We start from the raw sequence: 14,277 nt of genomic DNA, 5'->3' as shown, positions 1-14,277 counted from the left end.
AATTCCTCATTTATATTGTTTTATTCATTCCTTATCGCATAAGATTATACACTTTTCTTAAGCGGATTTTCTTCTCTTTTCTATACTATAAGCAATTAAAATTGAAATCTCGTAAAGTGCTATCGTTGGTAAAGCCACTGCAAACATCGTAAAAAAATCCGACGGCGTTATGATTGCCGCAATAATAAAAGAGAGCAAAATAGCCCATTTTCGTTTAGACGCCAAATCATAAGACGTTAAAAATCCAATTTTTGTTAAAAGACTGATGACAAGAGGTAATTGAAAAATCAAACCAAAAATTAGGATAAATGATGTCATAAAGCCCAAATAATCAGAAATACGCACTATAAACTCTATTTTTAAATGAACATCTGGAAGAAATTGTTGAGAAAGGCTAAACCATAGTATTATTGGCGCTAATAGACCATAAACAAACGCTCCCCCAATACAAAATAAAATAGGCCCCCCAATGAGAAATGGTAAAAAAGCCATCCGCTCATTTTTATAAAGCCCTGGTGCAATAAAACTATAAAACTGAAAAGCCGTATAGGGAAAAGATAAAATAATTCCCCCAAAAGCAGAAAGCTTCATCTTCGTTAAAAAAGTTTCCCATACTTGCGTTGATTGCAAACGAATACCCTCAGGATTACCCCCTGCTATTTTCATTGCCCACTGATATGGCCATAGTAAAAAAATTAAGATATAATCTTTAACAAGAAAACACATCATAAAAGCGATCATAAATGCAACCAAGGCAGCAATAATTCGCTGACGAAGTTCAATTAAATGTTCTAAAAGTGGTGCCATATGGGCATCAACTTCATCTTTCTTAACATTCATGACATATCTTCTTTATCTTTAGAAGCAATAGATACTGTCGTATCTTTATTGGTTACGTTTTGATCGCATTCCAAAATTTCTTTATCTTTTTTTGATTTATGGTGTGTTGCCTTAACATCCAAATTATCGTGGATATCTTCTAATGTATTTTGAATGGGATCAAAAGTCTCTGTCAACTTCTTACTTGAATCGCTAATATTCGAACATGTTTTTTGCAAAGCATCGAGCTCGATTTGTCTTATTGCATCATCAAACTGATGACGCAATTCATTTGCTGTTGAACACATACGAGCTCTTACCTTTGCTACTGTTTTTAATATTTTAGGTAAATCTTTCGGTCCAACGACAATGATGAGAACAAGTAAGATTACGATAAACTCTGGTCCATCAATCCCAAACATCTCTTAATTCGACTTTCTCATCAAAAAATAATGCACAATGATGATTGCGTTTTTGTTACTGTTTTTTAGCAACAGATGTTTTGCGTTTTTTAGAAGCAGAAGAAACCTTTCTGCGCGCTGTTGCATGTTTTACCGATAACGGCTGAGATTGTTGAGATTCTACATCAATTATTTGGGAAGTAGGAGCCATTTCAACTTTATCCTCAATGCTGTCATCTTCTTCCTTCATATTTTTTTTGAAGGCTTTAATTCCCTTAGCAACATCGCCCATTAATTCAGAAATTTTACCGCGACCGAAAAGCACAAAGATAATCAATAAAATTATAATTAAATGCGTTGGTGAAAAAATATTACCCATTACTCTCTCTAACTTATGCTTTTAAATTTGATTTCATTTATTCATGCTTCCTCTGAAGAATGTATCAAAATAATATCTTACTTGTATATTTTCTTCTTAACTTAAAAACAATTACACGCTTTTATTGCAAAAGAACTTTTTATCCTCTCATCCCTTTTTAGCGTACTATAACACAAACTATTCAACAATGATAAACCGCCTCATACAAAATTCAAAACACTTAAAAACTTTTCTAAAATAACTTCATCTGATCTCCTAGGTTACTCATCTTCCTGTAAATACTATAACTAATGTCTCTCCTTTTACACAATGTTTTACGTATCATTACAAACATTTCCGTCAAATTATCCTTTACTGATAAAGATCATAACATGTTGTAAAATACTTTACGTATTCAATTAAAAAATTCAGAAAGAAAAATCTCTAAAAAACTTTCTTAACACATCATCAGTCTCTTCAAAAACTATCATCTTACGCACAACATTTATTCTTTGCGTTGGGGTAGGAATTTTATCATTCATTATTCTATGTACAATACGAAATATGAGCCATCATCGCGTTCAGTTAAATATCTGGCGTGTAAATAAAAACTATTAGCGGAAAGAGTAAAAATGCACTTTATGAACTAACTCAAGTGCCAAGAGGTATGGCAATACTGCTAAAAAATAAAAAAGGTACCAGCTTGCGCCTTTATTCAGAAAATACCTCCATATAACCAGCTCTCTAAGCCACTGTATGCTCTAACTATTACACGTCTCCGGATTCTGGGCATGCGTTCTCATAATATCATGTGTTTAACCTATCTCAGTATTGAAAACAGAATGGGCAGGAATAGAAAATTACATTCAATCAAAGGCATGGTATCGAAGCATAATCCATATAAAAAGAATTTCTTATCCTAGCCTTTTTTATAAGATTACCTCATAAAGCCGCTCGATAATACAGTGTTAGAGATAGATAAACCTATTTACTTTAGTTTAAAATTCCTCATTTTGATTGAGATAGCTTGCAGAGCACATATCAATTTTTAAAAGTTTTATTTTAGCATCATACACAATAACCTAGCTATTTAGCGTGTATAATGTAAAGCTTTGGCTCTGCTTAAAGCAATGAGATTCATTCACACTTTTACAAAAATCTATCACTATAACACCAGCACTTTATTGCTCTATCCATAATTTTACGCTCGCTAAAAAAACTTATAAATGTAACAATGTTTTTATCAAGCATTTGAAATTCTTTAATCTTTAAACAAGAAAATTTATGAATGAATTTGAAAGATACCCTTCAATTTTTCAACAAACTTCACTAATATTCTCGTTAATTGAGTGTTTTTTATAGTCTTCCTGGAAGAGTCCGCGATCATAAAGAAAAATCTCTTACAACATAAATATCTCTATTGAAATGTTTGATCTCTTCTTGTCTATCTTTCATATAAAAAATTTAAAATTTTAACGATTAATCTCATAATATAAAAATAGCCTTGTGAATAAATGCTCCGATGACATTAATATTTTTTCTGTAGTGTATAATGTGGGAGTGAGGGTATTGTTTGATTTCTATAAGAATATTTTTATGGATATCAATTCTATTATTCTATGCTAATAATCCGGTACAGTTATACATATGATAGAGTTTACTCCATGAATTATCGGCATATTTATCATGCTGGCAATTTTGCTGATGTTTTTAAACACATTATTGTCACTCGCATTGTAGAATATCTCAAACGCAAAGAAAAAGCTTTTCGCGTTATAGATACGCATGCTGGAATCGGTATTTATGACCTTTCTTCTTTAGAAGCACATAAAACAGGAGAGTGGCGCGAAGGTGTCCAACGACTTTTTTCAACTCCTATCCCAGAAGATTTAAGAACACTCCTTTGTCCATGGTGTGATATCATTGATGCCCTCAATAAAGGGGAAAAAGAAATTGTATTTTATCCTGGATCTCCTGTTCTTATTCGTCAATTATTACGGAAACAAGATCGCCTCACTGCAATAGAATTGCACAATGAAGATTATCATATTTTAGCAAAAAACTTTGCAGGAGATTATCAGACAAAAGTTCTGCATTTAGATGGTTGGCTTTCCTTAAATGCTCATGTACCACCAAAAGAAAAACGTGGGTTTATCCTTGTTGACCCTCCCTTTGAAAAAACTGGAGAGTTTTCCCGCCTTATTGATGGATTAACGAAAGCCTATCGTCGCTTTTCTGGAGGAATCTACGCTTTATGGTATCCTGTTAAATATGACAAAGAAATTGAAAGTTTTCTTCACGCGCTTTATCAAACCGGAATTCCTAAGATTCTACAGCTTGAAATGCGTATCCGAAAAAGTTCAAGTCCACCGACAATGAATGGAAGTGGTATGATTATTATTAACCCTCCCTACCTTTTGGAAGAAGAAATGAAAAAACTCAGCCCCTTTCTTATCAACCGTCTGGGACAAGATGAAAATGCCCAAATAACGCATAAGTGGCTTCAAAAAGAACATCTATTATGTTAGACTTTTCTCTATATTTTTTCTAAATCAAATATCATGTTGTAAAATACAAAGGCATTAAATGATAAAGTTCTTTGATTCTTTGGATAATACCAACATATTATAATGGTAAGCTAATAACGATCAGCGTGAATTAATTTTTTTCTTTTAGAAAGTCTATCCTCTTAATCATCATGGATTTCCTATTCAATCATTTTAATGGATAAATTAGGCAAATTCATAAAGCTGTCTTAGAATAACAACTCTCATATTTTTTATGAAAGATCGGCTCTCTAAAATCATACTCTTATGCTATAAGATATTATTTATAGAAAAAAATTATAAAGACATAAATAATCATTATTTAATAAAAAAGAATATTTCATATATTAAACAAACAACATATTTGTAATAAACGGAATGGTCCTGAAAAGTAATACAAATTGTCCGCAAAATGAACGGGAAAAACTTTCTTTTCTCTCTAATATTACATGGCATAATGCTAATCAAAGCAATGAGAAAAATCAATTCCAAGGTATCAAGTTCATACAAGAGTTTGTTAGACACCTTCCGCATAAGCCAGGGGTTTACCGGATGATTGGTGAAAATGGTGATATTCTCTATGTTGGAAAAGCCCGTAATCTCAAAAAACGTGTTTCAAACTATACACGTGAACAAGGACACAATAATCGTATTACCCGCATGATTCGTGCAACATATCATATGGAATTTATCGTCACCCATACAGAAACAGAAGCACTCCTTTTAGAAGCCAATCTCATCAAAAGATTGCATCCACATTTTAATGTACTCCTACGTGATGATAAAAGTTTTCCTTATATTATGATTACAGATGATCATCGAGTGCCTGCACTTTACAAACATCGTGGTGCTCGAATACGAAAAGCTCACTATTTTGGTCCTTTTGCTTCTGCTGGTGCAGTGACACAAACAGTTCATGTTTTACAACGCGTCTTTTTATTACGAACCTGTACTGATTCAGTTTTTGAAAACCGTACACGCCCCTGCTTGCTTTATCAAATTAAGCGATGTTCTGCACCTTGTACTCATGAAATTAGTGACAGTGATTATAAAGAACTGGTGAAAGGAGCAAAAGCGTTCCTTTCGGGAAAAGATCAATCTATTAAAAGCGATATGGTTCAAGCTATGCATAAAGCCGCAGAAAATCTTGATTTTGAACAAGCAGCTTCCTATCGTGACCGCTTATCAGCCCTTTCTCACATACAAAGCCATCAAGGTATTAATCCTCAAACGATAAAAGAAGCGGATGTATTTGCAATTGCGCAAAAAGAAGGAATGACCTGTATTCAAGTGTTCTTTTTTCGCATGGGGCAAAATTGGGGAAACCGTGCCTATTTTCCTAAAGCAGATCCCTCTTTTTCCCGCACTGAAATTTTAGCGAGTTTTCTTGCCCAATTTTACGATGATAAACCACTTCCTAAAAGCATCCTTTTATCTGAAGAAATTGAAGAAAAGACACTTCTTACAGAGGCATTTAGTCTCAAAGCAAATCACAAAGTGTCCCTCTCTTTACCTAAACAAGGTGAACGAAAAACTCTTGTTAATCGTGCCTATCTCAATGCTCATGAAGCACTTGAACATAAGCTTTCTGAAACAGCCACCCATACAAAATTGCTTCAAGGTCTTGCTAAAACATTCCAACTACCTGTTCCTCCACGCCGGATAGAAGTCTATGATAATTCTCATATCATGGGAACAAATGCTGTAGGGGCTATGATTGTTGCTGGTCAAATGGGATTTATTAAAAATCAATATCGAAAATTCAACATTCGCTCAACAGATATCACGCCTGGCGATGATTTTGGCATGATGAAAGAAGTGATTAAACGAAGATTTTCACGCCTTATCAAAGAGTATGATCTGCCAAATAGAAGTCATGACATAAAAGATGATGATCTTTTTCCCATTTGGCCTGACCTTATCTTAATCGATGGTGGTGAAGGACAAATCAACAGCGTACATGCAATACTTGCTGAATTACAATTAAATGATCTCTTCACAGTTGTTGGAATCGCCAAAGGTGTTGACCGTCATGCGGGACGTGAACGATTTTTTATAAAAGGTATCCCCCCCTTTACACTTCCTCCACGTGATCCTATCCTCTATTTTTTGCAACGTCTGCGTGATGAAGCACACCGTTTTGCGATTGGAACTCATAGGATAAAACGAAAAAAAGCAACATTCAAAAACCCACTTGATGAAATCGAAAATATTGGTCCGACAAGAAAGCGTGCATTGCTTCATCATTTTGGAAGTGCCAAAGCTGTTGCTAGTGCCTCATTTGAAGATTTAAAAAAAGTTACGGGAATCTCTATGACAATTGCACAAAAAATTCATAACCATTTTCATGAAAAATAGGCTTGTTTCATAACCTTCGACTTGTTACGTTAAGGAAATATATTCTCTTTCACAAGAATTAAAAATGGCTCCATGAAAAATCATACTTTTTCTTTTCCAAATATTTTAACTTATGCACGAATTGTTGCAGTCCCAATGGTTGTTGCATGCTTTTTTTTAGAAGGGCGGCTACAATCAAGTGATATCACTCGCTGGATTGCTGTTTCCATTTTTATCGTTGCATCCATTACTGACTTTCTTGACGGTTACCTTGCTCGTATTTGGGAACAAACATCCAATATTGGTCGCATGTTAGATCCAATTGCCGATAAACTTCTCGTCTCTGCTTGTTTGCTCTTGCTTGCCGCAGACAGTACCATCGCTGGGTGGACACTATGGGCAGCTATTATCATTCTTTGCAGAGAAATTCTTGTATCAGGATTACGTGAATATTTGGCTGAGTTAAAAGTTAGTGTTCCTGTCTCTCGTCTTGCAAAATGGAAAACTTTTGTACAAATGATCGCTATTGTATTTCTTTTAGCTGGACCAGCCGGTAATAAAATTTTCCCTTACACAGTAGAGTTTGGCATTACTATGCTGTGGATTTCTGCCCTCCTTACATTGTGGACAGGGTGGGATTATTTTCGTGCAGGTTTAAAACACGTTATCCTATGAAGAGTATGGAGATTTATAATGATAATTTATCTTTTTGTACTTAAATAAGAGATAAGAATAGCATAAGATTGATTTATTTTTATTAATGATAAATCAATCAAGCACTTTTTTGCACATTACAAGTAAGGGTGGTATATAGATAAAAGCTCTTCAAAAAAGAGTAAATAGGCTTTATATTTTCGTAAAAGCAGCTGTAATATTAAAAGCTAAAAAACAATTAATGCTCCATATGCTTTCAAAAAAGTCTATAATCTTATAAGCAAAAAACCGAAATATAGTGTTTCGGATTTTTGCTTTTTATATACGCTTTATTAACCAACAATTTCTATCTCAGAAAACCAAAAGGCGATTTCTGTTTTTGCCGTTTCAGCACTATCGGATCCATGGACAGAATTTTCGCCAATCGATAAAGCATGAACCTTACGAATTGTCCCTTCTTCTGCATCACTAGGATTCGTAGCCCCCATTACTTCACGGTTTTTAGCTATTGCATTTTCGCCTTCCAAAACTTGTACAACGGTTGGACCAGAAGACATGAATTCAACCAATTCACTAAAAAAAGGGCGTTCTTTATGAATAGCATAAAATTTTTCAGCCTCAGGTTTGCTCATCCAAACACGTTTAGACGCAATAACACGTAGCTCCGCATCCTCAAGCATTTTAGTAATTGCGCCAGTCAAATTACGACGGGTTGCATCTGGTTTAATCATCGAAAAAGTACGCTCTAAAGCCATTTACTCACCTTTATTTCATTTATAACATTCTCTGACTGTTTCTATAGCGAGCAAGGAGCCCTTTGCCAAGTGACTCTGCAAAAATCTACACAAATTCTCAAAATATAGAATGAATTATAAAGAAAACTTTAATAAAAATACCTGCAATCGCTCATCCCATCATAAAGATGCGCTACCGACTCTCAATAAATATTGAACCTTCTTTCATAATCTTAAATGCTTCCCATCAAAATTATCATTTAAGCAATAAAAAGTCATAAGAAAAAACTCACATGCAAAAAATATATCTTTTTGAAAGCCTTCTTCTTTAAAGAGGACGAACCTAGACACTTGGTTTGAAAATCCTTCTACACACATTGAGATCAATTAAAAATAACCATATATTTAGAAACTATAGCGTACACCTATAATTCCCTGAAAGGACTGTTTTGTTTTACGCCCTTTAATATAATGGGCCTCACCATATAACTTTAACTTCTCACTCACTAAACTGCTTAAACCTATTCCTAATTTACCTGCATTCCCTGATAAGTCCGTGGTAAATGAATGCCGTTGATTAATTAACGTTTGATTGTCATCTTTATTCTCACGTAACCATGCTGCTGTAATATACGCAAGCGATGAGGAATCCATGTGAGAACCAAATTCATATCCTAAAGATAAGCCAACCTCACTGCGTAATGAAGTGAATGGACGCATGTCACCTGTCATGTCATTCGATAACTTGATTTCTTTACCCTCAACTTGCAACCATGTAAATTGTCCATAAGGCTGCAACCAACTGTTCTTTGACGTCTGAAGTCGATAACCTGCTTCAAAGGAGGTGCCCACCGCCCATTGCCTATAACTTCCTTCAATCCCTAAACCATTCGTTGAAACTGCCTTTAGAGTATTTTGATAATGATTGTATTTTAAAATACCATCGAGATACCATCCACTATGATCCAAATAAGTGACATAAGCGCCAATACCATAAGTATTGATACCACTGATACCCCCCCGTGCATGCGCAACACGGACACGATCATAACTGCCAAAACCACCTATATAAAATTCTCCATTTTCCCACTCGCTTAAACCATTGATCCCTAAAACAATACCTATCTGATCTAACTTAAAATCTATATGCTCTGTCGCAATACTCTCTTTAGATTTAATCGCATAGGTCCATAAAGCTGCATTCTTTTTACTTTTATCTAGAATTCCTCTTCCCGCACGCACTGTTTGCATTTCGTTGTGAAACACCATCGCTGGAGCTACAGACATAGACAATACCGCATCTGTAGAGGGCGTGGTCAAAAAGTGAGAAACTGAAAGCGTCTCACTCAATTGTGGAGAAGGCTGTTCTTTATGAACTGGACGCACAATCATCTGATCGGCTAAAGAGTGAGAAGATTCTGAAACAGCAGTTTGTTGCTCTTCAGCAGAAAGAGGATGAGAACTGACTAGAGGAAACACCAGACGATTCTGATTTTCTTGAGAGGGAGATACAGAAACACTAGAGACATTCTGCACTTCTCTTAAATGACGTGGAGGCCGTGGTTTAGCTGGTTGTTTTTTAGTAGGTTTACGAGAACCGGTATTTTTTCCTCTAGAAGAAGCACTTTGATCAAACAATGCAAGAGGAATCTTCGTTTTCTTGTTTACACACTGTGTTTCAGTATTCGAACGTGTCGTACTTTCAGAGGCAGAACTTAAATACCAAATTGTAGAATAACCACTAGAATCAGCACATCTTTCTCTCTTTCGTAAAACATACTGATAAGCTCCACCATCAACAGCTGTAATGTCCTTACCCGAAAGATCTTCCAGAGTAAAATTAGCGCCTCCAAATTTATTAGTAACTAAATTAATCTCTGTGGTCCAACCATTTTTCTGAGAGATAGGACCTGTAATTTCACGACCAGAATCTGCAACGCTTATTTTGTGATTACCTGAACCTTCATCAATCGACAAGTAATCACTTGCATCCCCCGTAGCACTAATATTGAATCGAAAATGCAAACTTCCTGAAAGTTTCTCAACATGAAGTGAAATATGTCGTGGATCATACGGTATAGAAGTAAAAATAACAGTCCCATTCTGCCCCCCTAAATCTTCAATTTCAATCTGAGGTTTTTCTCCTATATTCCGTTCACCAACCTCAAATATTGTTTCTTCAGATCTGTCCTGTATAGGAATTTTTTTCTTAGTCGTATGATTTGTCCTATCACCAGCGAATAAATAAAGTTCTCCGTGATCATTGATCCTTACTTCTCCAACGACATCTTTTATACCAACATGGAACCACGACTTAGCAAAGCTGTTAACAGTCAGACCATCCACAAACCCTTCAGGATATACAACTTGAATAGCATGATCTTTCAAATTAGTATCATAAGATTCTCCTAACGCTAAAACGTGCTGCCTCCCATTCCCAGAGACCTGAGCATACATTGATTTTCCCCCCTCTTTTCTTTCTCCTGCATAAAGATTTTGTTCTCCGTTATCTCCCACTTTCGTATACCACACCCACGCTTCATCATATACATTCTGCTGTCCCACTGCTCCACCGCCGCCAGAAACTGTGGTATTAGAAGCACTGCTTTTTCTCACCACGCTTGTAAGATCAATATTTTTCTCTTCATGAACAAACTGCTGACCTCCAAGGATTTTAGCATCTATTGCATTTCCTCCACGTGTAACTATTTGCATCCCTCCTTTTTCAATAGTGGATCCCATGGAAGTTTTTCCATTTTCAACAATTTCAACACCACCACCTTCGATCTTAACATTATTGTTGAAAAGGGTTGTAATCAGTGCTGAACCTTTTGGTACCTTCCCTCCACTTTCCACATTTTCTAATCTTTTTAACTCTTCATTCCTGTTTTCAACTGCACTTGCAACTTGTACAAAACAACTACTGATCATCAATACTGAAAAACTCAACTTATGTTTATACTGCATTATCGACACTCCACTCTCAATTATTTAGAAAAATATCCCACGGCTACGTAGGTAACTCGTCTTAGATTGTATCGTAATGTGTTTTATTTATGTTTATAAACACTTTTTAAGTGTATTTTTTAATATAAACAACTTTAGGTTGTGTTTCTATAAAAGCCACTAGAAAGTTCTAACTTACGGCTGAAAATCTTAATAAAATTCAAATTGTTTACTTGAGTTCAAGGAATAATTTTCAATATTTGAAGTTAGATGAACAAAATGCTCGTGCCTAACGAGGTCACGTCCTTCACGGAACACAAAACGCCATTGGATTGTACATTCACGCGCTTGTTTTAAAGAGACATCTCTCAACGCACCCAAACCCATTTCGCGACGTCATCCATGAATGGTATACCGGTAAAGCCATTGAGCCCCCAATCTTTACGCTTATGAAGAAGCGAGCCGATATCATCATACACTTTGCCATCCTAATGTTGTGACAGCCCTTGACACTAGAGAAGATTCATAAGAAACATTTTTACTCTTTTCTTATATAGTTTTTATCTACATGTTCATCCCGCTTGTGATGTGCTAGGCGAATAATTTTGATTGATTCAACATAAACAGATTTGGAATGAGAGAATCCTATGATACTCGGGACTCTCATTCAACATGCATAGAAATGAATTATTATTATAAATTCAGTATGTTGCCTTTAAAAGAGAGAGTATAAAGACATTCCTACTATTTGAGAAAGTCCCTATACTCTCGAAAAGACATAGCCGGGCGTTATCTGTTTAAGCTTGCAAAACAATTACATTTGTAAAATTAATCAGCCGTGTACACACATATTTAGAAACTATAGCGTAATCCTAAAATACCTTGAAGAGCATTCTTAATCTTATGTCCTTTTAGATAATGTGCTTCCGCATAAAGTGTTAGTTTATCATTGACCGTACCGTTTAAACCAATTCCCAATTTACCCGCACTGCCTGATAAATCTGTAATAAATTTATACTGCTTATTAATTGTCGTATAATTATTATTTATATTCTCACGCAACCAAGCTGCCATAATGTAAGCTGTTAATGAAGTTTCTGAATTCACAAAAAATTCATGTCCTGCAGTCAATCCAACTTCACTGCGGAATGAATTTAATGGGCTTAGATCACCTATCATTTCATTGGAAAGTTTTATTCTTTTACCTTCAACCTGCAAACCTGTTAGCTTGATATAAGGCTGCATCCAAGTATTCTGTGCCGGTTCAAAATAACAGCCAATCTCAAATGATCCACCTATCGCCCACTGATTGTAATGACTTTGAATAGCTAAACCATTCGTTGATATGGCTTTTAAATTATCTCGATAATAATTATATTTCAAAACACCATCCATATACCATCCACGATGATCAAAATAAGTTGCGTAAGTTCCAATGCTATAAGAGCTCAAATCACTATCACCACCTCGTGCATGAGAAACACGTGCTTGATCATAACTCCCAAAACCACCAACATACAACTCTCCATGCCTTAATTCACTCAACTGATCAGCACCAAAGACTAAACCTGTCTGCCCAAGCTTAAAGTGTGTATGGCCTGTCGCAACACGTTCTCTGCTCTTAATCCCATAAGTCCATAGTTCGATATCTTTCTTATTTCTGTCCCAAATTTTTCTACCATTCCGTACAACTTGCAACTCATTATTAAAAATAAGTCCAGGGACTACGGACAACGTTAACACTGCATCTGTAGAGGGGGTTGTTGATGTTTCACCAGGAAAAAAAGGATCTGTCGGATCTGGCATAGAAGGCTCTGGTCCACTGAGGCGGTCTGCCGATAAAAACCAAACTTTCCCATTTTCATCCTTTCTTTCTTTCAAATCATACATATAAGTTCCACCATCAATGGCGTTAATTTTTTCACCCTTAAGATCTGTCAGCGTAAAATGCGCACCACCACTTTGATCCGTAATTAAATCACGCTTATTTGAAAAAGGATCCGTGATTTCAACTCCAGAATCAGAAACACTTATTGTATGTTTCCCAGCGCCTTTCTCAACCAAGAGATAATCACCACGGTTATGGGCAATCGTAGTATTGAACGCGAAATGTAAATTTCCTGAAAGATTATTCACATGAAGCTGAGAATAATATGGATCAGAACCTGTAAACGAAAAAATAACACTCCCTTCACCACTTAATTTTTGTATCAAAGAACTTTTTCCATCAAACTCATCAGTAACAGAGTACAGTTTTGTATCTTTTCCATTTAAAATAATATCTTCTACTGTGGTGCGTTGTTGATCATTCCCAGCATAAAGATGGATCTGCCCAGAATGGTTTACCTGTGTCTTGCCTTCTAATGTTGCTCCAGCATGCACCCATGATTTTGTTTGATCATTCATTGTTAGATTCTTTACAGATCCATCAGTATATATTTCCTGAATAGCACTCTCATTTAAAGTGACTCCAATAGCCTGACCGCCTTTTAAGATACGTTGTTTACCACCACCAAAAACTTCTGTGTCAAATGCAAAACCACCATTTTTTGCACTTTGAGACTTTTTTCCAACCTCTTGGACACCCCCTCGCATAACTTTCGTATTCCAAACTTTTCCGCCATCATATACTTTTTGTTGGCCTAGTGTTTCATCTTGACCATAAATGACAGTATGAGAAGCACTACTCCCTTTAATCTCTCCTCCAATATCCCCCTCGCCGAAAACAAGCTGCTCACCACCATAAATTTTAGTCCCTTCTACTTTTCCTCCATTTCCAACACTTTGGTGTCCGCCTTCTTCAACAACAGCATTTTTCGAAAAACCTTGTTTTCCCTTCAAAGCCTGAACATTTTCAATTCCACCATGTTCAATTTTACTATTCTCACTGAGTCCTCCTGCATACACATAAAGCTCTGCACCATTCCTTACAGTGTTATTAATGGATCGCCCTGGACTATCAATCTCACCATCATTTGAAATGTATGCTTTACCTTCATTATCAAGGATATAATTTTCTAAAATTGCCCCATCTTTAATGGAGATAAGTTCAGGCTTTTTAAGAAACGCAGTATTTTGTTCTTGTGCATTATATCCAGCATTGTCACGATGACTACTGTCAAGTTCCTGTTGACTCGCAAACACTCTAGCACCCTTATCCATGATAAAATCGCTAGGCTTTTTCAAAAAGTCTAATTCATTGCGCGTTCTTACCATGACATCATTAGAGGCTCCAAGTATGCATCTGCCTGTTTTCATATCCTCATTGTATTGATCTTGAAATACTTTATCATTTTCATAACTTGAAGATTGACAAAAAAGTGCTGTCCCCCCCTCATTTGCAGCAGCAGCTTGCACAAAACAGCTGCTCAACATGAGTATCCAACAATGTCGTTTCCATTTATATTGTAGAGCCATATCCTCCCCCTTCACGCCTGCATAGACACTAAACGTAATTAGCTCTACAAAATATATTTTCAACC

9 protein-coding genes and 1 pseudogene are annotated in these 14,277 nt (G+C 35.8%); 3 read left to right on the top strand and 7 right to left on the bottom strand.

Features of this window, described 5'->3' with window-relative positions; translation table 11 throughout:
• Positions 1–57 precede the first annotated feature (57 nt).
• From tatC to tatA, 3 genes are read right to left on the bottom strand one after another with little or no spacing between them, the layout of a single operon-like run.
• Complete coding sequence (gene tatC / locus ACFIK0_RS02075) at positions 58–840, bottom strand: twin-arginine translocase subunit TatC (protein WP_375637380.1); 783 nt, start codon at positions 838–840, stop codon at positions 58–60.
• Positions 837–1,241, bottom strand: coding sequence for a Sec-independent protein translocase protein TatB (tatB, locus tag ACFIK0_RS02070; RefSeq protein WP_375631369.1), 405 nt, complete (start codon positions 1,239–1,241; stop codon positions 837–839). Before tatB ends, tatC begins: the two co-directional genes overlap by 4 nt.
• Positions 1,242–1,296: 55 nt before the next feature.
• Positions 1,297–1,599 (bottom strand): twin-arginine translocase TatA/TatE family subunit, encoded by a 303-nt coding sequence (gene tatA, locus ACFIK0_RS02065; RefSeq protein WP_375637381.1) that lies wholly within the window; start codon positions 1,597–1,599, stop codon positions 1,297–1,299.
• Between the two features lie 1,643 nt (positions 1,600–3,242).
• On the opposite strand from tatA, the gene ACFIK0_RS02060 reads away from it, so the two are divergent.
• The 3 genes from ACFIK0_RS02060 to pgsA all read left to right on the top strand — a co-directional run bounded on the left by ACFIK0_RS02060 (position 3,243) and on the right by pgsA (position 7,136).
• Positions 3,243–4,106 carry a 23S rRNA (adenine(2030)-N(6))-methyltransferase RlmJ gene (locus ACFIK0_RS02060; protein ID WP_375631751.1) on the top strand — a complete coding sequence of 288 codons (864 nt, stop codon included), beginning with the start codon at positions 3,243–3,245 and terminating at the stop codon, positions 4,104–4,106.
• A 396-nt stretch (positions 4,107–4,502) separates the two neighbouring features.
• A complete protein-coding gene (gene uvrC, locus ACFIK0_RS02055; RefSeq protein WP_273791127.1) occupies positions 4,503–6,482 on the top strand; it encodes an excinuclease ABC subunit UvrC in 1,980 nt (659 codons plus the stop codon).
• Between the two features lie 72 nt (positions 6,483–6,554).
• Entirely contained in the window at positions 6,555–7,136 is a 582-nt protein-coding gene (pgsA, locus tag ACFIK0_RS02050; protein ID WP_273723320.1) for a CDP-diacylglycerol--glycerol-3-phosphate 3-phosphatidyltransferase, read from the top strand.
• Positions 7,137–7,447: 311 nt separating this feature from the next.
• Here the strand turns inward: pgsA and ndk are convergent, their stop codons facing one another.
• From ndk to bafA (ACFIK0_RS02030), 4 genes and pseudogenes are all read right to left on the bottom strand, one after another.
• On the bottom strand, positions 7,448–7,870 hold the full coding sequence (gene ndk / locus ACFIK0_RS02045) for a nucleoside-diphosphate kinase (RefSeq protein ID WP_375660508.1): 423 nt from the start codon (positions 7,868–7,870) through the stop codon (positions 7,448–7,450).
• 384 nt (positions 7,871–8,254) lie between these two features.
• Positions 8,255–10,816: a BafA family autotransporter gene (bafA, locus tag ACFIK0_RS02040; protein ID WP_375663402.1), complete on the bottom strand. Its 2,562-nt coding sequence runs from the start codon at positions 10,814–10,816 to the stop codon at positions 8,255–8,257.
• A 258-nt stretch (positions 10,817–11,074) separates the two neighbouring features.
• A pseudogene (locus ACFIK0_RS02035) lies at positions 11,075–11,308 on the bottom strand (Arm DNA-binding domain-containing protein); the annotation flags it as partial.
• Between the two features lie 339 nt (positions 11,309–11,647).
• A complete protein-coding gene (bafA, locus tag ACFIK0_RS02030; RefSeq protein ID WP_375659944.1) occupies positions 11,648–14,212 on the bottom strand; it encodes a BafA family autotransporter in 2,565 nt (854 codons plus the stop codon).
• Positions 14,213–14,277: the final 65 nt, after the last annotated feature.

It is taken from the genome of Bartonella sp. CL63NXGY (assembly GCF_042194905.1).
GTDB lineage: Bacteria > Pseudomonadota > Alphaproteobacteria > Rhizobiales > Rhizobiaceae > Bartonella.
The sequence above is the reverse complement of the archived record's forward strand: the minus strand, read 5'-3'. Positions and strand labels throughout refer to the sequence as shown.